The organism is Faecalicatena contorta, from assembly GCF_021531895.1.
GTDB lineage: Bacteria > Bacillota > Clostridia > Lachnospirales > Lachnospiraceae > JAFBIX01.
This window is the reverse complement of the sequence record NZ_JAFBIX010000001.1, coordinates 88,867-113,562: the sequence shown is the minus strand read 5'-3', so window position 1 is coordinate 113,562 and position 24,696 is coordinate 88,867. Positions and strand designations below refer to the sequence as shown.

Annotated in this window: 25 protein-coding genes; all 25 read left to right on the top strand. The window is 40.1% G+C overall.

Translation table 11 applies throughout. From position 1 onward, the window contains the following. Positions 1 to 152 precede the first annotated feature (152 nt). The 25 genes from JQM81_RS00595 to glgA all read left to right on the top strand — a co-directional run bounded on the left by JQM81_RS00595 (position 153) and on the right by glgA (position 24,685). Positions 153 to 2,249, top strand: a complete 2,097-nt coding sequence (locus tag JQM81_RS00595; protein WP_235231534.1) for an RNA polymerase sigma factor — start codon at positions 153 to 155, stop codon at positions 2,247 to 2,249. 113 nt (positions 2,250 to 2,362) lie between these two features. Further along, positions 2,363 to 3,082, top strand: a complete 720-nt coding sequence (locus JQM81_RS00590; protein ID WP_235231533.1) for a LytR/AlgR family response regulator transcription factor — start codon at positions 2,363 to 2,365, stop codon at positions 3,080 to 3,082. 183 nt (positions 3,083 to 3,265) lie between these two features. Beyond that, the gene (locus JQM81_RS00585; protein ID WP_235231532.1) at positions 3,266 to 5,353 is read left to right on the top strand and encodes a polyribonucleotide nucleotidyltransferase; all 2,088 of its coding nucleotides are present in this window, start codon (positions 3,266 to 3,268) and stop codon (positions 5,351 to 5,353) included. A gap of 164 nt (positions 5,354 to 5,517) precedes the next feature. After that, on the top strand, positions 5,518 to 6,462 hold the full coding sequence (spoIIIAA, locus tag JQM81_RS00580; protein ID WP_235231556.1) for a stage III sporulation protein AA: 945 nt from the start codon (positions 5,518 to 5,520) through the stop codon (positions 6,460 to 6,462). After that, a complete protein-coding gene (locus tag JQM81_RS00575) occupies positions 6,459 to 6,980 on the top strand; it encodes a stage III sporulation protein AB (RefSeq protein WP_235231531.1) in 522 nt (173 codons plus the stop codon). Before spoIIIAA ends, JQM81_RS00575 begins: the two co-directional genes overlap by 4 nt. An 11-nt stretch (positions 6,981 to 6,991) precedes the next feature. Next, positions 6,992 to 7,186, top strand: a complete 195-nt coding sequence (spoIIIAC, locus tag JQM81_RS00570; RefSeq protein WP_235231530.1) for a stage III sporulation protein AC — start codon at positions 6,992 to 6,994, stop codon at positions 7,184 to 7,186. A 16-nt stretch (positions 7,187 to 7,202) separates the two neighbouring features. Then, positions 7,203 to 7,589, top strand: coding sequence for a SpoIIIAC/SpoIIIAD family protein (locus JQM81_RS00565; protein WP_235231529.1), 387 nt, complete (start codon positions 7,203 to 7,205; stop codon positions 7,587 to 7,589). Beyond that, positions 7,586 to 8,746 carry a stage III sporulation protein AE gene (locus JQM81_RS00560; RefSeq protein WP_235231528.1) on the top strand — a complete coding sequence of 387 codons (1,161 nt, stop codon included), beginning with the start codon at positions 7,586 to 7,588 and terminating at the stop codon, positions 8,744 to 8,746. Before JQM81_RS00565 ends, JQM81_RS00560 begins: the two co-directional genes overlap by 4 nt. A gap of 9 nt (positions 8,747 to 8,755) precedes the next feature. Further along, entirely contained in the window at positions 8,756 to 9,133 is a 378-nt protein-coding gene (locus JQM81_RS00555) for a stage III sporulation protein AF (protein WP_235231527.1), read from the top strand. Further along, on the top strand, positions 9,123 to 9,722 hold the full coding sequence (locus tag JQM81_RS00550; protein ID WP_235231526.1) for a stage III sporulation protein AG: 600 nt from the start codon (positions 9,123 to 9,125) through the stop codon (positions 9,720 to 9,722). Before JQM81_RS00555 ends, JQM81_RS00550 begins: the two co-directional genes overlap by 11 nt. 30 nt (positions 9,723 to 9,752) lie before the next feature. Continuing rightward, positions 9,753 to 10,388 (top strand): SpoIIIAH-like family protein, encoded by a 636-nt coding sequence (locus JQM81_RS00545; protein ID WP_235231525.1) that lies wholly within the window; start codon positions 9,753 to 9,755, stop codon positions 10,386 to 10,388. A gap of 193 nt (positions 10,389 to 10,581) precedes the next feature. Next, positions 10,582 to 12,183, top strand: coding sequence for a peptide chain release factor 3 (locus tag JQM81_RS00540; protein ID WP_235231524.1), 1,602 nt, complete (start codon positions 10,582 to 10,584; stop codon positions 12,181 to 12,183). Positions 12,184 to 12,303: 120 nt separating this feature from the next. Then, positions 12,304 to 12,687, top strand: a complete 384-nt coding sequence (locus JQM81_RS00535; RefSeq protein WP_235231523.1) for an Asp23/Gls24 family envelope stress response protein — start codon at positions 12,304 to 12,306, stop codon at positions 12,685 to 12,687. Then, on the top strand, positions 12,688 to 13,086 hold the full coding sequence (nusB, locus tag JQM81_RS00530; protein WP_235231522.1) for a transcription antitermination factor NusB: 399 nt from the start codon (positions 12,688 to 12,690) through the stop codon (positions 13,084 to 13,086). It abuts the gene before it with no gap. Between the two features lie 16 nt (positions 13,087 to 13,102). Next, positions 13,103 to 14,314 carry an exodeoxyribonuclease VII large subunit gene (gene xseA / locus JQM81_RS00525; protein WP_235231521.1) on the top strand — a complete coding sequence of 404 codons (1,212 nt, stop codon included), beginning with the start codon at positions 13,103 to 13,105 and terminating at the stop codon, positions 14,312 to 14,314. After that, a complete protein-coding gene (gene xseB / locus JQM81_RS00520) occupies positions 14,307 to 14,531 on the top strand; it encodes an exodeoxyribonuclease VII small subunit (RefSeq protein ID WP_235231520.1) in 225 nt (74 codons plus the stop codon). Before xseA ends, xseB begins: the two co-directional genes overlap by 8 nt. Further along, positions 14,521 to 15,423: a polyprenyl synthetase family protein gene (locus tag JQM81_RS00515; protein ID WP_235231519.1), complete on the top strand. Its 903-nt coding sequence runs from the start codon at positions 14,521 to 14,523 to the stop codon at positions 15,421 to 15,423. Before xseB ends, JQM81_RS00515 begins: the two co-directional genes overlap by 11 nt. 14 nt (positions 15,424 to 15,437) lie before the next feature. Further along, on the top strand, positions 15,438 to 17,312 hold the full coding sequence (gene dxs / locus JQM81_RS00510) for a 1-deoxy-D-xylulose-5-phosphate synthase (RefSeq protein ID WP_235231518.1): 1,875 nt from the start codon (positions 15,438 to 15,440) through the stop codon (positions 17,310 to 17,312). Further along, entirely contained in the window at positions 17,309 to 18,118 is an 810-nt protein-coding gene (locus JQM81_RS00505; RefSeq protein WP_235231517.1) for a TlyA family RNA methyltransferase, read from the top strand. The genes dxs and JQM81_RS00505 overlap by 4 nt, the downstream gene beginning before the upstream one ends. A gap of 18 nt (positions 18,119 to 18,136) precedes the next feature. Continuing rightward, entirely contained in the window at positions 18,137 to 18,970 is an 834-nt protein-coding gene (locus JQM81_RS00500) for an NAD(+)/NADH kinase (protein WP_235231516.1), read from the top strand. Positions 18,971 to 18,974: 4 nt separating this feature from the next. Then, positions 18,975 to 19,424 carry an arginine repressor gene (gene argR, locus JQM81_RS00495; RefSeq protein WP_235231515.1) on the top strand — a complete coding sequence of 150 codons (450 nt, stop codon included), beginning with the start codon at positions 18,975 to 18,977 and terminating at the stop codon, positions 19,422 to 19,424. A gap of 8 nt (positions 19,425 to 19,432) precedes the next feature. After that, positions 19,433 to 21,106 carry a DNA repair protein RecN gene (gene recN, locus JQM81_RS00490; protein ID WP_235231514.1) on the top strand — a complete coding sequence of 558 codons (1,674 nt, stop codon included), beginning with the start codon at positions 19,433 to 19,435 and terminating at the stop codon, positions 21,104 to 21,106. A 100-nt stretch (positions 21,107 to 21,206) separates the two neighbouring features. Next, positions 21,207 to 22,271 (top strand): SpoIVB peptidase, encoded by a 1,065-nt coding sequence (gene spoIVB, locus JQM81_RS00485; RefSeq protein ID WP_235231513.1) that lies wholly within the window; start codon positions 21,207 to 21,209, stop codon positions 22,269 to 22,271. A gap of 119 nt (positions 22,272 to 22,390) precedes the next feature. Beyond that, positions 22,391 to 23,179 carry a sporulation transcription factor Spo0A gene (gene spo0A, locus JQM81_RS00480; protein ID WP_235231512.1) on the top strand — a complete coding sequence of 263 codons (789 nt, stop codon included), beginning with the start codon at positions 22,391 to 22,393 and terminating at the stop codon, positions 23,177 to 23,179. Positions 23,180 to 23,248: 69 nt separating this feature from the next. Further along, positions 23,249 to 24,685, top strand: a complete 1,437-nt coding sequence (glgA, locus tag JQM81_RS00475) for a glycogen synthase GlgA (protein ID WP_235231511.1) — start codon at positions 23,249 to 23,251, stop codon at positions 24,683 to 24,685. The last annotated feature ends 11 nt before the right edge of the window (positions 24,686 to 24,696 follow it).

Sequence of the window (24,696 nt, the reverse complement as noted above, 5' to 3'; positions counted from 1 at the left end):
CCTTGCCTGGATACAGGCAGGGTTTTCTTTTTGTTACCTGAAATGCAGTGACAAAAATTACAAAAATCAAGCTGGATATTACGAAAACAGACGCAATTTACTGTATATCTGGTATTCTAATCTTAAGATACGTATAGAAAAAAGGAATTGAGATGTTTACAGACGAAGAAATTTTAGATTTATTAGAGCAAGATAAAGATTACGGGGCAAAAGTGCTGATGGAACAGTATTCGTCTTTGATTCGAAGTACTTGTGCCTCAAAACTTAGGAGTCAGGAAGATATTGATGAATGTGTGAATGATGTGTTTGCAGAATTCTGTCTGAATCACAGTCGTTTTGACAAATCAAAGGGAACTCTCAGAAATTATCTGTGTACTATTGCTGAACGAAGAGCCGTTGACAGATTTCGGAAAAACTGTCGAAGACAGAAAATAGAGAATGAGGTCCTGGAAAGATATAAAGAAGAAAAGGACATCCATATTAATCAGACAAAGCAGGCGGAACAATTGGAAGAAGCAATGGAACAGCTTCCGCCTTTGGACCAGCAGATTTTGAGCATGCATTATTATAATGGCTTAAGTTATGGGGAAATTGCAGAAGAGCTGGATATGAAGTATGAAAATGTCAAGAAAAGAGGATCGAGAGGGAAAAAGAAATTGTTGTATTTTATCCTGATCAGTATATTGATATTCGGCATTACAGCCAGTGCAGTCAATATCATGAAGAGACATGGCTGGCTTCCATCCTGGTTCCCATTCTATGATTTGATTATGTCGGAAGAATCTTCGGATCAAGATGAAACTGTGCAAAAAAGGAAAGGAGAAGATCCAATAAAAACTCGTTCAAAAGAAGAGGAAACGGAAGACAATCAGGAAGAAGAAATAAAACAGTCAGGAGTGGCTGGCGCAGTTCATTCTATAAAAGAAGCAGTAAGTGGTGTGAAAAAGTATCAGTTTTCTCTTATGGACGGCTTGATCTGGTCCGATATTCCGTCCTATGAAATGGTGAAAAATACACAGAAATTTGTGAAGGATGATGTGACATATGAACTGGATAATGTATTTTATCAAAATGGAATATGGAAGATAGATATCAGATTAACGTGTTCGGATATGGAGCGAGTATATGATGATATAGATTCTTATGAAGAACTGACACCAGAAGAAAAGGCGGAACTATTCCAAAATAAGCCGAATGGCTGGAGCTATAATGAAGCACACTATCTGGAAAAGGCATATTTGCAGTCGGCAGGTGATAGAAAATTTTTCTTGGAATATCAAAAGGGACACATTAATAGTCCCGGAGAGGAGTACATATTTATAGCCAGTTATTATGGAAAATGGGTACCGGAAGAGGATGGAGCCGACAAGATCGATGTCTCAATCGTGCTTCCTGAGGGGAATGAATTCTTTGTGACAATGAAAAAACTGGATGTAAAAGAATATAGTGAATCTTCAGAAGATACTTCAGAAGGGGTAAAACGGAACTCAGCAGTTGTGAATGGAATCTATATGAAGACAGGGCTTACAGCGTTAAAAGAAGGAATGGCCATTGTTAATCTCTATCAGGAGAATCCGGAAGAATATAAAATAGATGATCTGATAACCAGAGGTTACTTTTGGTATCAGGAAGGGGAGATAGAGCATCCTGTATTAATTGACTCGGCTGGGAATTCTTATGAACGCTGCCGGATAAATGTGCAGGATACAGAGACGGAAACAGGATACAGAAGAGGATTTGAGATTTATTTTCGGAATATAGAGCCAGGGGAATATATACTGCGGATCCCTCAGTTATGCCTGAGAAAAGAAGCTATGACAGAGCCGGTAGAGATTGATCTTCCAATGGAAGAGGATGATTACCTGGGGTGTGACCAGACGGTTTTATTTGATGATGGGACAGGGCTTCATATCACAGGGATCAGACGTCATTGTACCATTACGTATCAATATAATCTCTCGAACGGACAGGTCGATATCATTGAGGGCCGTCGCTGGGATTATGAACTATTATATGAACCGGTTTCTGGATCGCCTGAAACGGAGCCTCAGTTTGTGATTGCAAAGGCGACAGGGACTGCATCAAATGGGCAGTCGGTAAATGCCAGTGTTCCATATATAGATGACCGGGAGTTCTATGCGTTATCTGTAGAGAGTGAGGATATACCGGAATCTTTGAATGTACAATTTTATAGCCCGGTATATGTATTGAAGAAAGAAGTTTTATTTGATATTACACTTCAAGAATAATGAAAGAAAAGAAGTCGACTTCATAATCGGCTTCTTTTTTTACAAAAAAATAAATAATATGTCCCCGTTTTTGATTTTGAAACGAATAGGAAAATGACAAAGGGGGAGAACATATGTTAAAAATAATAATCTGTGAAGATAATATAAATGATTGTGAAGAATTAAAACAGACACTCAGTCATCTGCTTTTTGACAGAGAGGAAGTGACTTTTGAGTGTTATGAAGACGGATCTGAATTGGTGGAAGTGATGGAAAGAGGCGGACATATCTGGGCAGATCTAATCTTCATGGATATTACGATGCCCAGATTAGATGGAATGAAAACAGCACATATTTTACGGAGAAATGATGTGGATTCTGCAATAATTTTTATTACTGCAAGAAAGGATATGGTATTTCAGGGATATGAAGTACAGGCGTATGCATATCTAATAAAACCTGTGGCAGTAGAAAAACTGGAAGAAATACTGCAGTCTTATCTGGAAAAACGAAGAAAGGTTCAGGGACAGTTCTTTTTAATAAAAAGGCAGAAAAGGAAAGAGTTTATCCTATTAAATGCAATTAAATATCTGATGAGTGATAAACGAAAAATTAAAGCAGTCGTTGAATATCCCTGCGAATCCATTGAATTTTATATGAAGATGCAAGAAGCAGAAGAAGTATTGAAATCAGCAGGATTTTTTCGATGTCATCAGAGCTATCTGGTAAATATGCATCATGTCCTCTACTGGGATGGCAACAGCATTGTGATGAAAGGAAATGAGAAAATTCCGGTCAGCCGAAAATACCGTGAAGAAGTAAATCGAAAAATCGAAAGTTGTTCAAATCTGTGAGAATATGTAATTTGGTAGTAGAATATTTAAAACCTATATGATATAATATTTAAGATTGCGAACAGGAATATCTAGACCGAGACCACTGAAAAGTACATTTGCCTGATAAATGTGTTTTTCAGTAGTTTCGGCAGCTCCTGTTTTGCAAGAAATGCATATCTAAGAATGATAAAGGAGAATCATATGTATAAGAAGTTTGAAATGGAATTAGCTGGAAGAACTCTGCGCGTTGATGTTGACAGAGTTGCAAAGCAAGCCAATGGTGCAGTCTTAATGCATTATGGAGATACTACCGTATTATGTACGGCAACAGCATCTGAAAAACCAAGAGAAGGAATTGACTTCTTCCCTTTAAGTGTTGAATATAATGAAAGATTATATTCTGTTGGAAAGATTCCGGGAGGATTCAATAAGAGAGAGGGAAAAGCATCTGAGAATGCAATCCTCACCTGTCGTGTAATTGACCGCCCGATGAGACCGTTATTCCCAAAGGATTACCGTAATGATGTTACTTTGGAAAACCTTGTATTATCTGTAGATCAGGATTGCTCTCCAGAATTAACAGCAATGTTGGGAGCTGCTATTGCAACATGCATCTCAGACATCCCGTTTGATGGACCGATCTCTACGACTCAGGTAGGTCTGGTTAATGGAGAATTTGTATTTAATCCGACGGCAGAGCAGAAAGAAGTATCTGATCTTGCGTTAACAGTTGCTTCTACAAAAGAAAAGGTTATCATGATTGAAGCCGGAGCAAATGAAGTTCCGGAACAGCAGATGATCGAGGCGATTTTTGCTGCACATGAAGTGAATCAGAAAGTTATTGCTTTTATTGAAACAATCGTAGAAGAGTGCGGTAAGCCAAAACATGAATACGAAAGCTGTGCAGTACCGGAAGAATTATTTGCTGCAATCAAAGAAATCGTTCCGCCTGAGGCGATGGAAGAAGCTGTATTTACCGATGAGAAGCAGGTAAGAGAAGAAAATATCCGACAGATTACAGAAAAATTAGAGGAAGCATTTGCAGACAATGAAGAATGGCTGGCTGTGCTGGGTGAAGCGATATATCAATATCAGAAAAAGACGGTTCGTAAGATGATCTTGAAAGATCACAAGCGTCCGGATGGAAGAGCAATCGATCAGATCAGACCGCTTGCTGCAGAGATCGACCTGATTCCGAGAGTTCATGGTTCTGCAATGTTTACACGTGGACAGACTCAGATCTGTACAGTTACAACACTTGCGCCACTTGCAGAAGCGCAGAGACTGGATGGACTGGATGAATCCGAGACTTCTAAGAGATATATGCACCACTATAATTTCCCGTCTTACTCTGTTGGTGAGACAAGACCGTCCAGAGGACCTGGTCGTCGTGAGATCGGACATGGTGCATTGGCTGAGAGAGCATTGGTACCGGTACTTCCAAGCGAAGCAGAATTCCCATATGCAATTCGTACCGTATCTGAGACATTTGAATCTAATGGTTCAACTTCTCAGGCAAGTATCTGTGCATCTTCTATGTCACTGATGGCTGCAGGTGTGCCAATCAAATCCGCAGTTGCAGGTATCTCTGCAGGATTGGTAACAGGAGAGACGGATGACGATTATCTGGTGTTGACAGATATTCAGGGGCTGGAAGACTTCTTCGGCGATATGGACTTTAAAGTAGCCGGTACACACAAAGGTATTACCGCAATCCAGATGGATATCAAGATCCACGGCTTGACAAGACCAATTATTGAAGAAGCTATTGCTGCAACAAAGAAGGCAAGAACCTATATTCTGGATGAAGTAATGTCAAAGACAATCGCCGAGCCAAGACCAGAAGTAGGCCCATACGCACCGAAGATCATCCAGATGCAGATCGATCCACAGAAGATTGGTGATGTTGTAGGTCAGCGCGGTAAGACAATCAATGCGATTATTGAACAGACAGGCGTAAAGATTGACATTACCGATGACGGAGCAGTATCCATCTGCGGAACAGACGCAGATAATATGCAAAAAGCCCAGAGACTGATTCACATTATTGTAACAGACTTTGAGGCCGGACAGGTGTTAGAAGGAAAAGTAGTCAGCATCAAAGAATTTGGCGCATTCCTGGAATTTGCACCAGGAAAAGAAGGAATGGTGCACATTTCAAAGATTTCCAAAGAGAGAATCAACCATGTAGAAGACGTATTGACATTAGGCGATGTAGTCAAAGTTGTATGCCTTGGAAAAGATAAGATGGGCAGAATGTCATTTAGTATGAAAGACGTAGCTGAATAAAAAAGTGTTAAATGGGGACGTAGTATTTTTGCAAAATACTACGTCCCCATTTGCAATATGCGGTGTACCCAAATGAAAAGATTTAGACGAAAAGTCTATGTCTTTTTTTATTTTGGCATAAATGTTGGATTGGAACATATATTGAGTTAAAGAGGTGGACAATGATGCAAGAGAATCGAATATTAAGTGTTTTACCCCGCAGCATTCGGGTGTTGATCGGTAAAGAACATCTGCAATATGAGTATTTGCAGGAGATTAAACTACGTGTGGAGAAGCCGCTGCTTCTGGTTTACCGCGGAGAGGAGATAATACCTGGCAATCAGCGGGGCAAGCCTTATATCGTTACCAGGGAAGACATCAGAGAAATGCTGGAATATATCAGTAATTATTCTTTATATGCATATGAGCAGGAAATGAAGCAAGGATATATTACGATTGAAGGAGGACATAGAGTTGGAATGACAGGACAGGCAATCATTGAAAATGGAAAAGTAAAGAATTTAAGATATATTTCGTCAATTAATCTGAGAATGTCTCATGAGATTCTTGGATGTGCGGATCCGATATTTCCGTTTATAACGTATAACAAAAAATTGTACCATACATTGATCGTATCACCGCCGCGGTGTGGAAAAACAACTCTGCTAAGGGATATGATCCGACAAATTTCCAATGGAAATGGATGGATAAACGGAATGTCAGTTGGAGTAGTAGATGAGCGCTCGGAACTCGGCGGATGTTATATGGGAGTAGCACAGACTCAGCTTGGAATCCGTACGGATGTATTGGACTGCTGCCCGAAAGCAGAGGGTATGATCATGTTGATTCGTTCCATGGGGCCGGAAGTGATTGCGGTGGATGAAATTGGAACGGCAGAGGATGTACATGCTATTGAATATGCCATGCATTGTGGATGTAAGATGCTGGCAACCGTGCATGCAGATTCTATGGAAGAATTACGGAAGAAGCCTTTGTTTGATCAGATGGTGGCTGAAAAACGGTTTGAACGGTATGTATTGCTGGAAAACCGGGAACATGTAGGACAGGTAGAAGGAATCTATGACAGCAGAGGAACTCTTTTGTATCGGGAGACGTTACAAGTGTCATGATGTTGAAAGTTATAGGAAGTCTGATTGTTATAATGACATCTGCCTGTGGAGGAATTGTGGCTGCAGAGCACATTCGGGATCAATATGAACAGATGAGATATCTTCAGAAGTTGATCTACCGGCTCCGTAGTGAGATCTTTTATTCTAGAGCATATCTGGGCGAAGCATTTCAGCAGATTGCAGTATCATCCAAAGAGCCGTACAAGAGTTGGATGAAGCAGCTGGCGGAACAGACAGAAAGAAGAACCGGAGGGGTATTTTCAATCATATGGGAAGAAAACACACGAAAATATCTTGCAGATGCCGGACTTCCGAAAGATGTTCTGGATAGATTATCGGCACTGGGCGGACAATTTGGAATTGCAGATATTGAGATGCAGGTCCGGACGCTGGATCTTTATCTGGAAGAATTGAATCTGTCTATGGAAGAACAACATGAAACGATGAATTCAAGAATCAGATTATATCGTTGTCTGGGTGTCATGAGTGGAATCTTTGTTACGATCCTGCTGATATAAAGGAGGCATAAATGAGTATAAATCTAATTTTTAAGATTGCGGCGGTTGGAATATTGGTATCAGTACTGTGCCAGGTCTTAAAACACAGTGGGAGAGAAGAACAGGCATTTCTGACAAGTCTGGCAGGTCTGATACTGGTGCTGTTTTGGATTGTACCATATATATATGAATTGTTTTCTTCCATCCGGCAGCTGTTTTTGTTATAGGAAAGAAGGGATACATATGAATATGCTGCAGATTGGAATTCTGGGAGTTGCGGGAACACTTCTGGCAGTACAATTCAAAAGTGGAAAATCAGAATATGGTATCTATATAAGCGCTGCGTTGAGTCTGATTATTTTTTCCTGTATTCTTGGACAACTGGATATCATCGTGGATGCCGTGAAAACAATTGGAAATTATATTAAGATGGATCAGTCTTATATAGGCACATTAATGAAAATGCTAGGAATTACTTATGTGGCAGAATTCTCTTCCAGCATCTGCAAAGATTCAGGATATCAGACGATTGCCACGCAGATTGAAATATTCGGCAAACTGGCAGTTATGTTATTAAGCATGCCGATTCTTATGGCGCTTCTGGATACGATCAAGGGGTTTTTGTCATGAGAAAAAGGCTGATTATATGGCTTACGATATTTGAAATCATGGCTGTGTGGATTGGGATTGGAGGTCAGGTATCGGCAGCGGAAACAGAGGAAGAACAAAGCAGACTGAAAGAAGAAATGATAGACCAGTTTGATTTTGAGGATATCAACGATGTTCTGAAAGATTTATTTCCAGAAGAAAAGATGGATTTTAAGGAAACATTATTGGGGATTCTTTCTGGGGATCTGACTTTCTCTGCAGAATTGCTGAATCGGTTATTGGAAGACCAGGTCGGATATGCATTTCGAGTCAGCAAAGACAATCTGATTCATATTCTTCTGATCGCTGTGATTGCAGCAGTATTTACGAATTTTTCCAGAGTTTTTCAAAGCCGCCAAATTGCAGAAATCAGTTTTTATGTCTTATATCTTCTGGTGATTGCATTGACATTAAGTTCTTTTGCAGCTGTAGTAGACTGGGTCAGCGGTGGGATTACAAATCTGACTTCGTTTATGGGAGTGTTTTGTCCATTGTATTTTTTGGCAGTTGCAATTGCAAAAGGTAGTGTTACATCCGTTGCTTTTTATAATCTGGTTTTATTTCTGATTTATCTGGTAGAACTTCTGGTGGCTAATTTTTTACTTCCATTGATACATATCTACATGATGGTAAAAGTACTAAATTATCTGTCTGAGGAAGATTATCTCAGTAAGTTTTCGGAGCTTATTGAACTGGGCGTATCTTGGATCTTAAAAACTTTATTAGCGTGTATTATAGGGTTAAATGTAGTTCAGGGGTTGATTAATCCGGCTATTGATACGGTAAAACGAAGTGTCGTTACACGCAGTGCAGAGGCAATTCCTGGAGTTGGAGATGCAATCGGCGGAATCACAGAAGTTGTGCTAGGGACAGCGGTTTTAGTAAAAAATGGTATTGGCATGACTGGAGCAGTAATCTGTATTGCCCTTTGTGTTGTGCCAATGCTTCAGATTATATGTATTATATTTTTATACAAATTAATGGCAGCCTTGATCCAGCCAATCTCTGATAAACGAATGGTGGGGTGTGTAGAAACAGTCAGTGAAGGATGCCATCTCTTATTAAAAGTCTTATTTACGACAGGAGTTTTGTTCCTTCTTACAATCGTTGTAGTGGCAGCAACAACGGGAAATATCTAAGGTGATGAGATGTTTGAATATCTGTATCAATGGATGGAAAATCTTGCGTTTTATATGGTTATGATCACAGCGGTTATGCATATTATTCCTGATAAGGGATATCAACGATATCTGCGCTTCTTTACGGGGCTGGTCCTGATTATTATGCTGGCTGCGCCGATAGTGAAACTCTTGGGAATGGAGAGCAGTTGGGAAAATCTATACGAGAATGATGAATATTTGACTAAGATTGAAAAAATAGAGAATTCCACAGATTATCTGGAAACAATTAATCCGGAAGAATATCTGAATGAAGTTCAGAAGGAATATCAGGATGATAACGAAAATGAAGAAGGCAGTGAAGAAAATATGGAAATTGATGTGGAGGAGATAAGAATTGGAAGATAAGAAGAAGTGGTTTAAGATTCCAAAGGATTTCTCAATAAAAAATATAAAGAAAGATCAGTTAATGATTATTTTTTTGGTGGGAGTTCTTTTACTTGTCATTGCTCTTCCTACAGAACAAAAGAAAGAACAATCAGATAGTTATGAAGAAGAAACGGTTTCAACTGCAGGAAGCGGAATTGATACCGAGCAGGATGTGTATCTTTCGAAACTAGAAAGGCGGCTGGAAAATGTCTTATCACAGATGGAAGGAACTGGCAAAGTCACGGTTATGATTACTTTGGAGTCTTCTGCAGAGAAAGTGGTGGAAAAGGATATAGAGGCGGACAGCGAGACGGTTACGGAGACAGACAGTCAGGGAGGGACACGTACAACGCAGAACAGTACGCATGGAGAAACCACTGTATATAACGGAGACAATACGCAGAGTCAGGAACCCTATATAAGTAAAGAATTAAGCCCTCAGGTAGAAGGAGTAGTTGTTCTTGCGGAAGGTGGTGATAATGCAGTCGTGAAACAGAATATTACTGAAGCTGTCCAAGCATTATTTGGAATAGACACGCATAAGATTAGGGTAATGAAGAAAAGTTAAAAAATAAGTGGCATGGTAGGAGGATGAACAGTGAAACGAATTTTGAAGAAGAACCAGATTATTATTGCAGCATTGGCTGTTATGATCGCAGCGGCCGGATACTTGAATTATTCCGGCAAAATATTTGGTGAGAAAAATGATGCAGAACAGACAAATGCAGAATTGGCGAATCAGGAACTTTTGGATATTTCGGAGGAAGATCTGGAAAGTTCAGCGGGTGATATCGAAAGTCAGGACAGTGATGCAGGTGACAGCGTAGACGGAACTCCAGGGGAAGCAGTACTTACAAGCGGAGAGGCAAGAGGTGTTGTGGCAGAAGCGAAGGTAACCAGAGAGCAGGTGCGTGCAAAGAACAAAGAATCTTTGATGGAAATCATAGATAATGAGAATCTAAGTGATGAACAGAAACAGGAAGCAGTCAATCAGATGGTAGCAATGACTGAATTGGCAGAAAAAGAAGCAGCGGCAGAGACATTGCTTGCATCCAAAGGGTTTGATGAAGTTGTCGTCAGTTTAACAGCCGATACTGCGGATGTAGTTGTCAATGCCGCAGAATTGAGTGATGCGAATCGGGCCCAGATTGAAGATATTGTTACCAGAAAGACCGGAGTGGCAGCGCAGAATATCGTAATCACGCCTGTATATAATGAAGGAAAATCGGAATAAATCATGAATAGATTAAGGAAATCCATTTCGGGTTTCCTTTTTTATTTTATGCATCCGAAGGAAGCTGACAATGGTGGATTCGGGATTCTTTGATAGATTCCGAAAATTCGTAATTGAGGAATGAAAACAGGTGTGTTATACTGACTAATAGCGTGTAAAAACGGTTATATTATTTATAGGAGTGTTTATATATATGTCACAGATTACGAATGAAGTAAAGGAGCAGATTAAAAAAAGAAGAACATTTGCAATTATTTCCCACCCGGATGCCGGTAAAACAACATTGACAGAAAAGTTCCTGTTGTATGGAGGAGCCATCAATCAGGCCGGAAGTGTCAAGGGAAAAGCCACTGCAAAGCATGCCGTGTCTGACTGGATGGAAATTGAGAAGGAAAGAGGTATCTCTGTTACGTCTTCCGTATTGCAGTTTAATTATGGCGGCTATTGTATTAATATTCTGGATACGCCTGGACATCAGGATTTCTCGGAAGATACTTACCGTACCCTGATGGCGGCTGATTCTGCGGTGATGGTCATTGATGCATCGAAAGGTGTCGAGGCACAGACCAGAAAGCTGTTCAAGGTATGTACTATGCGTCACATTCCAATTTTTACATTTATTAATAAGATGGATCGTGAGGCGTTGGACACATTCGAGCTTTTGGATGATATTGAAAGCGAGCTTGGAATTGCAACCTGCCCGGTAAACTGGCCGATTGGTTCAGGTAAGGAATTTAAAGGGGTTTATGACAGAGCAACGAAGAAAGTAGAACTTTTTTCCGATACCCATAAGGGAACAACACAGGGTGAAGTAAAGAAGATCGCAATCGATGCCCCTGAGATTACAGATTGGGTGACAGAAGAACAAAGGGAGAAGCTTGAAGAAGAGATTGAACTTCAGGATGGTGCCGGTGCAGAATTTGATCAGGAATTAGTCAGTAAAGGCGAATTGTCACCTGTATTCTTTGGATCAGCACTTACAAATTTCGGAGTAGAGACATTTTTACAACATTTCTTAAAAATGACGACTTCACCGCTTCCAAGAATGTCTGATCAGGGGGCGATAGATCCGATGGAAGAATCAGAATTCTCTGCATTTGTATTCAAGATTCAGGCGAATATGAATAAGGCACACAGAGACAGAATTGCATTTATGAGAATCTGTTCCGGTGAATTCGAAGCAGGAATGGATGTATTTCATATACAAGGCGGCAAAAAAGTACGGCTTTCTCAGCCACAGCAGATGATGGCAAGTGAAAGGAAGATGATTGAAAAAGCATATGGTGGAGACATCATCGGTGTATTTGATCCGGGAATCTTTTCCATTGGAGATACTCTGACGACATCCGGTGATAAATTTGCATATGAAGGAATCCCGACCTTTGCGCCAGAACATTTTGCAAGAGTGCGTCAGGTAGATACCATGAAGAGAAAGCAGTTCATCAAAGGTATCAACCAGATCGCTCAGGAAGGTGCAATCCAGATATTCCAGGAATATAATACAGGAATGGAAGAAATTATCGTTGGAGTAGTTGGTGTTCTCCAGTTTGATGTACTGAAATACAGACTTGAGAATGAATATAACGTAGAGATCCGTCTGGATACTCTGCCATATGAACACATTCGCTGGATAGAAAATACAGATATTGATCTCGATAAACTCACTGGAACTTCAGATATGAAGAAAGTAAAAGATCTGAAAGGACGTCCGTTACTCCTGTTCGTCAATGACTGGAGCATCCGTATGACATTGGAAAGAAACAACGGACTAGAATTATCCGAATTTGGCAGATAGGGACACGGTAAATTTAATTTGGGACGGGGGAAAATGAAAAAACCCCCGTCCCCACTTTGCAAATGTGTATAAATTTGATATAATAAAATGAATTGTAAGATGAGACAGGAGGTTTCTAGAATGAGTAAAGAAGAGAAAAGTACGTATACAATAAAAGCTGACGAGAATCTTGGAGAGGTTAAGATCGCAGATGATGTTGTATCTATCATTGCCGGTCTTGCAGCGATGGAAGTGGACGGTGTGTCATCAATGGCCGGGAATGCGACCAGAGAGTTGATTAGCAAGTTGGGAATGAAGTCTCTGTCTAAAGGAGTAAAAGTTGATGTACTGGAAGGAATTGTTACCGTTTCACTGGCGCTGAACCTGAAGTATGGGTATAGTATCAAAGAGACTACAGCTAAGGTGCAGGAGAAGGTAAAAGCGGCAATTGAAAATATGACAGGTCTTGAAGTTGCTGACGTGAATATCCGTGTGGCCGGGGTAGATGTGCCGGAGGAAGTATAAGTGAAGAGAACAGAGTTAAGAGAACATATCTTTAAGGTATTGTTTGGAGTAGAGTTTAATGCAGAGCAGGAAATGCCAGAACAATTACAGCTTTATTTTGAACAATTAGAGGATGCCAGGGAAAAAGATCTGGATTATATTCGAACCAAATCATCTAAAATTGCGGAGAAGATTGCGGAAATTGATTCGTTGATTAATGAGCATACTACCGGATGGAAGACCAGTCGAATGAACAAGGTGGATCTGACGATTCTCAGACTTGCTGTATATGAAATGAAGTGGGATGAAGATGTACCGACAGGCGTAGCAATTGATGAGGCAGTAGAATTAGCGAAAAAGTATAGCAGTGATGAAGGCCCTGCTTTCATAAATGCTGTGCTTGGAAAACTTGCAGAATAATAAGCAGAGGTAGATAATGGCTCGAAATGTATATACTATAAAACAGGTAAATGCATATATTAAAAATATGTTTACCCAGGATTATATGCTGAACCGTATCTATGTGAAGGGTGAAGTCTCGAACTGTAAGTATCACACATCAGGACATATATATTTTTCATTAAAAGATGAGTCTGGAACGATTGCCTGTGTTATGTTTGCAGGGCAGCGAGGCGGACTCTCTTTTCGTATGAGCGAAGGTCAGCAGGTAGTGGTTCTGGGATCGGTAAATGTCTATGAGCGAAGTGGTTCCTATCAGCTCTATGCCAGAGAAATTCATCTCGATGGAGATGGGCTTCTCTATGAACGTTTTCAGATGTTGAAGAAAGAACTGGAAGAGATGGGTATGTTTGCGCCTGAGTATAAAAAGCCGATCCCGGCCTATGCCAGACGGATTGGTGTAGTAACGGCTTCCACAGGAGCCGCAATCCGGGATATTATGAATATTACTGCGCGCAGGAATCCTTATGTCCAGCTGATACTATATCCTGCCCAGGTACAGGGCGAGGGAGCAAAGGAAAGCATTGTACGAGGAATCCAGATGCTGGAAAAAGCAGATGTTGACGTAATGATTGTGGGCCGTGGCGGTGGTTCGATAGAAGATTTGTGGGCATTTAATGAAGAAGAAGTTGCCAGAGCAATCTTTAACTGTAGTATTCCGATAATCTCTGCGGTTGGTCACGAGACGGATACTACAATTGCAGATTATGTGGCTGATCTTCGGGCACCGACTCCGTCAGCAGCTGCAGAATTGGCGGTCAGTGATGTTCGGCAGACCGAGCAGCGATTGCAGGAATATCAATTCAAAATGAATCGACTTCTGGCTCAGAGGATACAGATGGAACGCCTTCGTCTGAAAGAACTACAGACAAGGTTAAAATATCTACATCCACGTTACAAATTACAAGAACATCAGCAAAGAATCGTGGAATTAGAAGATCGACTTCGGGCGTTGATGGATGGGAAGGTCAGAGATGCCAGACACAGGATGGCTATTTACATGGAGATTATGAAAGGATTATCGCCGATTCAAAAGCTGAATCATGGTTTTTCGTATGTAGAAAGTGAATCAGGAACTGTTGTTAAAAGTATTGAGCAAGTGCGTCCGCAGGATCTATTGTCCGTGTATGTGACAGATGGAGTAATACACGCTGTTGTGGAAGAGGTGAAGGAGGAGCAGCATGGCTAATCAGGCAGAATTACAAGAGGGACAGAATCTGGAAGAACTTTTTGGTCAACTGGAAGATACGATCCAGAAGATGGAAAAAGAAGAAATTTCTCTGGAAGATTCTTTTCAGTTATACCATAAAGGTATGGATCTGTTAAAACAGTGTAATGATAAAATAGACAAAGTAGAGAAAAAAATGCTGATATTAGATGAAGAGGGAGAGACTCATGAGTTCTAAAGATGATTTTCAGATACAAATGAAGCAGAAAGTTCAGAATATCGAGGGTATCTTACAGGAATATCTTCCGAAACAGAAGGGATATCAAAGCGTCATAATGGAAGCGATGAGTTATAGTCTTCTGGCTGGTGGAAAGCGTCTGCGGCCAATGCTGATGCAAGAGACATACTCTTTGTTTCAGGGAACTTCCAAAGCGATTCAGCCATTTATGGCAGCAATTGAGATGATACATACTTACTCTCTTGTGCATGATGATCTACCGGCGATGGATAATGATGAGTATAGACGTGGAAGAAAAACAACGCATGTGGTCTATGGAGAAGATATGGGAATTCTGGCGGGGGATGCCTTGCTTAATTATGCATTTGAGACTGCTTTTAAAGCTTTTGTGTCAGATCCAGAAGATGGACTTTTGATTGGAAGAGCATTGACGGTTTTGGGAGAAAAGGCCGGAATATATGGTATGATCGGCGGTCAGGTGATTGACGTAAAAGAGACAGGACATGCCGTGACCAAAGAGGTGTTGGACACAATCTATGAATTGAAGACGGCAGCGTTGATAGAGGCATCAATGATGATTGGTGCAATCTTGGCTGGTGCTACTGAGGAAGAAGTAAAAAAAGTGGAAAAAATTGCTCATTATGTAGGAATTGCTTTTCAGATTCAAGATGATATCCTGGACGTGACTAGTACAGAAGAAGTGCTTGGAAAGCCAATTCACAGTGACGAAAAGAATGAAAAGACGACGTATGTCACATTAATGGGAACAACTGAGGCGGGAAAGGTCGTAGAGGAACTTTCGGAAAAAGCAATTGGACTTTTGCATCAGTTATCAGGAGAAAATAAATATCTGGAACAGTTGTTGATTCAACTGATTCACAGAGACAAATAGAGGGGAACCTGATTATGTTAGAACGTATACAAAAGGCAAATGATATTAAAGAACTGAATCCAGATGAGTTAGATCAGTTAGCGGAAGAAATCCGACATTTTTTGATTGAAAAGATTAGTAAGACAGGTGGTCATCTTGCATCTAATCTTGGGGTCGTGGAATTGACAATGGCTATGCATCTGGTCTTTCAGCTTCCAGAAGATAAGATTATCTGGGATGTCGGTCATCAGGCTTATACACATAAGCTTTTAACCGGAAGAAAAGAGGGATTTGATGATCTGCGTAAATATGGAGGAATGAGTGGCTTCCCTAAGCGCAAAGAAAGTGCCTGTGATGCGTTTGATACCGGGCACAGCTCTACATCTATATCGGCAGGGCTGGGTTATGTTCATGCCAGAGATATCAAAGGAGAAAAATATCATGTTATCTCAGTGATCGGAGATGGTTCACTGACTGGAGGAATGGCGTATGAAGCACTGAATAATGCGTCACTTCTAAAGACTAATTTTATAATTGTATTGAATGATAATAAGATGTCGATATCAGAAAATGTAGGAGGAATGTCTAAGTATCTGGCAGGACTTCGAACAGCAGATATCTACACTGGCTTAAAAAAAGGAGTAACCAATGCACTGAATAAGATTCCTGTGGTAGGAGAACATGTAATTGATCAACTCCACCGGACAAAAAGCAGTATAAAGCAGCTAGTCGTTCCTGGTATGTTTTTTGAAGATATGGGAATTACTTATCTGGGGCCGATCCCTGGACATAATCTATCGATGCTGTGTAAAGCATTTCATGACGCACAGAAGATAGAGGGACCTGTACTGCTTCATGTGATTACCGAAAAGGGAAAAGGATATGAACCTGCAGAAAAACAGCCTGATAAGTTCCATGGAATTGGACCATTTCAGATTGAGACTGGAGAACCAGAAAGTCCCAAAAAGAGAGACAGTTATACGGATGTCTTTGGTAAAGTCCTTTGTGATGAGGCCAGAAATCATCCGGATATTGTGGCGATTACGGCAGCTATGACGGATGGGACTGGTCTAAAACGATTCCGACAGATGTATCCAGAACGTTTTTTTGATGTTGGAATTGCAGAAGAACATGGAGTTACATTTGCAGCAGGTCTGGCAGCCGGAGGAGTGCATCCGGTATTTGCTGTGTATTCTTCCTTCCTTCAGCGAGGATATGATCAGCTGATTCATGATGTAGCACTTCAGAATCTTCCGGTTGTTTTTGCTGTTGACCGTGCAGGATTGGTAGGCAGTGATGGAGAGACGCATCAGGGAATCTTTGACTTGTCTTATTTAAGTAATATTCCTAATATGGTAGTCATGTCGCCGAAACACAAATGGGAGTTAGCGGATATGCTTCGGTTTGCATTGTCTTATGATGGACCAATTGCGCTTCGGTATCCAAGAGGAAGTGCTTATGATGAATATGAAGATTTTCGAGAACCGATCATGCTTGGAAAGAGTGAGATGATTTATGAAGAATCAGAGATTGCAGTTGTATCTGTTGGTCATATGTTCGAAGACGCGGTAAAAGTACGGGAACAGCTGAAAATGGCAGGATATTCTTGTACGCTTGTGAATGCAAGATTTGTAAAACCGATTGATGAAGAAATGATTCGAAAGCTTGGCAAGAATCATCGTTTGATTGCAACGATTGAGGAAAATGTGCAGACGGGTGGTTATGGCGAACATGTGTTGGAGTATGTATCCAGGGAAAATTTAAATGTAAAAGTACTTCCACTGGCACTTCCAGATGACTATATAGAGCATGGAAGTATTGAAGTATTACGGAAAGAAACTGGAATTGATGTTAAGACGATGACCAGAAGAATTCAGGAACTATATGATAAAATGTGGGAGAGAGTATGAAAGAACGTTTAGATGTATTACTTGTAAAAAGAAATCTTGCTCCGTCGCGTGAGAAGGCGAAAGCAATCATAATGTCAGGCAATGTGTTTGTGGAGGGTCAACGGGAAGACAAGGCAGGTACGACTTTTGCAGAAGAAGTTCAGATTGAAGTGAGGGGACATACACTTCCGTATGTGAGCAGAGGCGGTTTGAAATTAGAAAAAGCAATTAAGAATTTCGATGTAAGCGTGGCGGGAAAGGTCTGTACTGATGTCGGATCTTCTACTGGCGGGTTTACAGATTGTATGCTGCAGAATGGAGCAGTTAAGGTCTTTGCTATTGATGTTGGACGTGGGCAGCTTGATTGGAAGCTTCGACAAGATGATAGAGTTGTATGTATGGAAAAGACAAACATTCGTTATGTGACACCAGAAGATATTGGTGAACCTGTTGATTTCTCATCTATAGATGTGTCGTTCATTTCACTGACTAAAGTGCTGTTGCCAATCCGTAATTATCTTAGAGAGAAAGGACAGATTGTTGCTTTGATTAAACCGCAGTTTGAGGCGGGAAGAGAAAAAGTTGGAAAGAAAGGTGTAGTACGGGAGAAAAGTACACATTTGGAAGTAATAACAACTGTTATTGAGTATGCGTTATCTATTGGTTTTGATGTATTGAATCTGGAGTTTTCGCCAATCAAAGGACCAGAAGGAAATATAGAATATCTGGTTCATTTGGAAAAATGTGAGGGCTCCGGGGAAATAACGGGCAATGTTGACATACAGGACATTGTAGATCAGGCATTTGACACTCTTGCAAAAAATTAAGGGGAAAGAACACAGATTATGGACAGGTTTTTAATTGTTACAAATGACGGAAAAGATAAAGATCACGCTATTACCAATCAGATAATGAATCTGTTGGAATTTGCTGGAAAAGAATGCATTTTATGCAAAAAAGATGAAAATAAAAAGATTATTCGGGATTCCGTGCCAGCTGAAATCGGATGCGCAATCGTGATTGGGGGAGATGGCAGCCTGATTGAAGTGGCTCGTATGCTTTGGAAACGAGAAGTACCGATTTTGGGAATTAATATGGGAACACTTGGTTATCTCACAGAGGTTGAAGTAACACATATCGATGAAGCTTTTCAGCAAATGTTGAAAGGCGACTATACATTTGAAAAACGAATGATGCTGCAAGGGATCTTTGATGACGGAAGTTGTGATGTCTCCTTAAATGATATTGTGGTATCCCGTAAAGGAGAGCTGCGAGTTATTCATTTTCGATTATACGTGAATGGGGAATTGTTGAATTCTTATGAAGCAGATGGAGTTATATTGTCGACACCGACAGGTTCCACTGCATATAATTTATCGGCTGGAGGGCCAATTGTTGAGCCGACTGCATCATTGATCGTAATTACACCGATTTGTTCTCATGCGTTGAATACAAGCAGTATTGTATTGTCAGCAGAAGATGAGATTGTAATTGAGATCGGTGAAGGCCGTAATGATTCGGAAGAAGAAGTATTTGTTACGTTTGACGGAGCAGATACGGTAGTCCTTAGGACCAAAGACAGAGTCACGGTGAAAAAGTCAGAAGCATCTACAACGATTATGAAGTTAAGTAATATCAGCTTTTTGGAAACATTACGTAGAAAGATGAAAGGAAATTAGCGTCATGAAAGTAAACAGACATGCAAAGATTATTGAACTAATTAATAAAAATTACATTGAAACGCAAGAAGAATTAGCAGAATATCTGAACAAAGAAGGTTTCAAAGTGACGCAGGCAACCGTGTCCCGTGATATCAGAGATCTGAAATTAACGAAAGTGCCGGCTGAAAATGGCAAGCAGCGTTATGCAGTACATCAGAGCGCTGAAAACGGCATGAGTGAAAAATATATTCGTGTATTGAAAGATGGATTCGTGTCCATGGATATGGCACAAAATATACTTGTTATTAAAACGGTGGCTGGAATGGCAATGGCGGTATGTGCAGCAATTGATGCTATGAAATGGAATGAAGTTGTAGGGAGTATTGCCGGAGATGACACGATTATGTGTGCGATCCGAAGTGTTGATGATACTATAAAAGTGATGGATAAGATTAGTAAGATTGTCTTATAGGAGGCAGAATGTTACAGAGTTTGCATGTAAAAAATCTTGCACTGATTGATGAAATAGAAGTGGAATTTAAAGATGGACTGAATATCCTTACCGGGGAAACTGGTGCAGGAAAGTCTATTATTTTAGGGTCAGTGAATCTGGCACTTGGAGGAAGGTATTCGAAAGATATTTTGAGGCAAGGTGCGGAATATGGCTTTGTAGAATTAACATTTCTGGTAGAAAATGAACACCAGAAGGAAAAGTTGAACAAGTTAGATATCTATCCGGAAGATGGGATGGTGACACTTAGTCGACGCATGATGACTGGAAGAAGTGTCAGCAGAATCAATGGCGAGACAGTGTCAATCGGCCTTTTGAAAGAAGTGGCAGCGATTCTGATTGATATTCACGGACAACATGAGCATCAGTCTCTGTTGTATAAAAAGAATCATCTTGGAATTGTAGATGCATTTGCCAGAGATTCAATCGGTGAATTGCGGCAAAGGACCGAGAAGGCATATAAGGAATATAAAGCTTGTATAAAAAAACTGAATGAGATGCAGACGGATGAAGCTCAGCGCGCGAAAGAACTCTCCTTTCTTAAGTTTGAAGTGGATGAGATCCACAATGCTGATCTTCAGCCAGGAGAAGATGAAGATCTGGAGGTTTTATATCGTCGAATGACGAACAGCAAGAGAATCGTAGAATCAGTGAATGAAGCATATACATACACTAGTGAGGGAAATGATAATGCCAGTGAAGCATTGAGCCGCGCGATTCGTTCTCTTTCAGAAATCGCTGAATACGATGCAAAAGCTTCAGAACTGTATGAACAGTTGGTTGAAGTAGACAGCCTGTTGAATGATTTCAACCGTGAGCTTTCAGAATACAGCAAGACTTGCGAATTCTCTGATGAAGAGTTCTATGAGACGGAAAACCGTCTGAATGAACTGAATCATCTAAAGACAAAGTATGGTGACAGTATAGAACAAATCTGTGATTATTGTAAAAAGCAGGAAGAGAGGATTCGGATTCTGGAGGATTTTGACCATTATCTTGAAGAGTTAAAAGAGCAATGTACGCAGGCGGAAAGATCTTTTGAAGAATCGGCAGAAAAATTGTCAAAACTTCGCAAGGAACAGGCATTCATCCTGGAAACATCAATTGAAGAAGGACTTAAGGATCTGAATTTTGAGGGTGTTCAGTTTAAGATTCAGTTCGAGAAGACTAAAAATTATACTTCAGAAGGAATTGATGATATTGAATTTATGATATCTTTGAATCCCGGACAGCCGTTAAAACCTTTGGCGAATGTTGCATCCGGCGGCGAATTATCCAGAATTATGCTTGCCATCAAGACGGTTATGGCAGAGCGTGACGATATTGAAACATTGATTTTTGATGAAATTGATGTGGGAATCAGCGGAAGAACAGCACAAAAAGTCTCTGAAAAAATGGCTGTAATCGGAAGAAAACACCAGGTAATCTGTATTACGCATCTGGCACAGATTGCAGCAATGGCGGACCATCATTACATGATAGAGAAGAAGACACAAGAAGGAATTACCAGAACGAGTATCTTCCCATTGGATGAAAAAGAATCTATTCATGAGCTGGCAAGAATTCTTGGCGGAGCAAAAATCACAGACACTGTGATTCAAAGTGCTGTTGAGATGAAAGAACTTGCGAATCAGATGAAGTAAAACAGAGTAAATTATTGAAAACATCACATAATAAGATAGATATCCAAAATGGATATCTATCTTTCTTTTTGTCTGATAATAAGTAAAGTGAGGTTGTACGATGAGAAAATACTGGTATCGAAGAATTCTGATTATGATTACAACATTTACGGTTGCTATAAGCAGTGGATATTACATGAATGAATATCAGCAGAATAAATTACAGCAAGAAGTAAATGCAGAGACGGCTTCTGGTAACATGGTGATTCCCGGCGGGATGCCGATAGGAATCTATCTGGAGACAGAAGGCGTTATGGTGCTGGGAACAGAACCAATTACAGGGGAGGATGGGATGGAGTATGAGCCCGGAGCCCACCTTGTAAAAGCAGGAGATTATATTGTCGCTTTGGATGATCAAGAGATTCGCGATAAGGAAGAATTACAGGAAGCTGTCAAACATTTGGACAAGAAAGAGACCATTCTGAAAGTTAGAAGGGATGACGAGTATATTGATATAAAATTAAAACCAGTGTCATGTGGTCAAGAGGGATATAAACTTGGAATCTGGGTCAAAGATAATGCGCAAGGGCTGGGGACCATCACTTTTTTAAATGCTGACAGTCGTTTTGGAGCATTAGGACATGGAATTCATGATGTGGATACTAATACGCTGTTAGAAATTGACAATGGGACCGTATATGAGACCAGTATCAAAGATATTAAAAAAGGAGAAAACGGAACACCTGGCGGCATGGAAGGTATTATTGTTTATAATAATTATAATGTACTTGGCACTATAACTGAAAATACTGATTGCGGGATATTTGGAACAATTGATCGTATTGATTCTCTTTTTACGGATCTAAAACCGATGGAAACTGCATCAAAAGAAGAAATCGAAGTAGGACCGGCAGTTATACGGTGCGCTGTTGAAGGCGAAGTAAAAGATTACGAGATTCGTATTACAAAAATCGACAAAGGAACTCAGGAGATCAATAAAGGAATTGTCATTGAAGTGACAGATGAAAAACTTCTTGAAATCACAGGCGGAATTGTCCAGGGAATGAGTGGAAGCCCGATTATTCAAAATGGAAAACTTGTGGGTGCAGTAACACATGTGTTTGTACAAGATGCTACAAAAGGATATGGTGTATTTATCGAAAATATGCTGAAAAATGTCAAATAATAAAAAACTTGTCGATTAGAGTCAAGTTTTTACGACAGCAATTTCTTGATTTGAGATATGTCAAATTATATAATCAAACTCGACGGTTTTTGATGTAAGAGAAGGAGGCATCGCAGAAAATGGGAGAGATAAATGTGGCAATAGCCGACGACAATGAAAGAATTCTGGATCTGCTTGACGAAATAATAAGCAGCGATAAGGAATTACGACTGGTCGGGAAGGCGAACAATGGGGAGGATATGTACCAACTGATCAAGGAAAAACAGCCGGATGTAGTTCTGCTTGATCTGATTATGCCGAAAATGGATGGATTGAGCGTAATGGAGATGATCGGAAATGATAAAGAATTGAAAAAACATCCTGATTTTATTGTTGTAACAGCAGTTGGACAGGAAAGAATTACAGAAGATGCCTTTAAAAGAGGTGCAAGTTACTACATTATGAAACCTTTTAATAATGAAACAGTATTAAATAGGATTAAACATGCCAATGAGATTATTCGCCATGAATTAAAACCTCAGAATATGGTGAGTCAACAAGAAGAAGTAAAGCCGGAACTTCATCTGGAAACGAAGGTCACTGATATGATTCATGAAATAGGGATACCAGCACACATCAAAGGATATCATTATCTCAGAGATGCGATCATGATGGCTGTAGAGGATATGGATGTACTGAATGCAGTTACAAAAGTCCTCTATCCCACCGTAGCGAAAAAGCATCAGACAACTGCAAGCAGAGTGGAAAGAGCAATCAGGCATGCTATTGAAGTTGCCTGGAGCAGAGGAAAATTAGATACGTTAGATGATTTGTTTGGATATACAGTAAGCAATGGAAAAGGAAAACCCACAAATTCCGAATTTATTGCATTAATTGCGGATACAATTAGATTAGAATATAAAAATTGATTGGTACTTTTCTTCTAAAAAAAAATACGGTATAATATATTTATATTTGTGAGGTTTGGAGGAAAAGTTATGAAAAAAATACTATTTGCAGCGTCAGAATCAGTACCTTTTATAAAAACGGGTGGGCTTGCGGATGTAGTTGGTTCTCTGCCCAAATATTTCAATAAAGAAAAATATGACGTTCGGGTGATGCTGCCAAAATACATGTGTATGAAAGAAGAGTGGATGGAGAAACTTACTTATCATACCCACTTCTACATGGATTTGAATTGGAGAAAGCAGTATGTAGGGGTGTTAATATACGAATATGAAGGAATTACATTCTATTTTATAGATAATGAATATTATTTCAATGGTTTTGCACCTTATGGCGATATGTATGCCGATATTGAAAAATTTGCATTCTTTTCGAAAGCAGTGTTAAGCGCACTTCCATTGATTGATTTCAGACCAGACATCATTCATTGCCACGACTGGCAGACAGGGCTGGTTCCTGTATATCTGGATAATTTCCGTTATGGCAATGAGTTTTATCGCGGAATCAAGACTATTATGACGATACATAATCTGAAGTTCCAGGGCACATGGGATGCTAAGAGAGTAGGGGATATTACGGGACTTCCGGAGTATTATTTTTCCCCGGACAAGTTAGAAGCATATAAAGATGCTAATTATCTGAAGGGCGGAATTGTATATGCGGATAAGATCACAACGGTAAGTAAATCCTATGCAGAAGAGATCAAGATGCCATTCTATGGCGAAAGACTGGATGGGCTGATGAATGCCCGCTCCAATTGTTTGTCAGGTATTGTAAATGGTCTGGATTATGATGAATATAACCCAGAGACAGATACAAAGATTGAGAAAAAATATTCGATCAGCAATTTCCGGCGAGAAAAAGTCAAAAATAAGATTGCTCTTCAGAAAGAACTTAATCTGACTCAGGACAGCCATACGATGTTGATTGGTGTGGTATCTCGTTTGACAGATCAAAAAGGATTTGATCTTGTGGCCTATGTGATGGATGAGCTTTGTCAGGATGCAATTCAATTGGTAGTGCTTGGAACAGGAGAAGCACAGTATGAGAATATGTTCCGCCATTTCGAGTGGAAATATCCAGGTAAGGTATCTGCAAATATTTATTACTCAGATGCACTTTCCCATAAGATATATGCTTCCTGCGATGCATTTTTGATGCCATCTCTGTTTGAACCATGTGGATTGAGTCAGTTGATGAGTCTTCGTTATGGAACGTTGCCGATTGTAAGAGAAACTGGTGGTTTGAAAGATACGGTAGAGCCATATAATGAATATGAAAAGACTGGTACGGGCTTTAGTTTTTCAAATTACAATGCGCATGAGATGCTTGCGACGATACGTTATGCAGAGCGCATTTACTATGATAAAAAGCGTGACTGGAATAAGATTGTTGAACGTGCTATGGCACAGGACTTCTCATGGAATAATTCTGCAAGACAGTATGAGGAATTATACGATAGTATGTAAGAAGTTCGCAA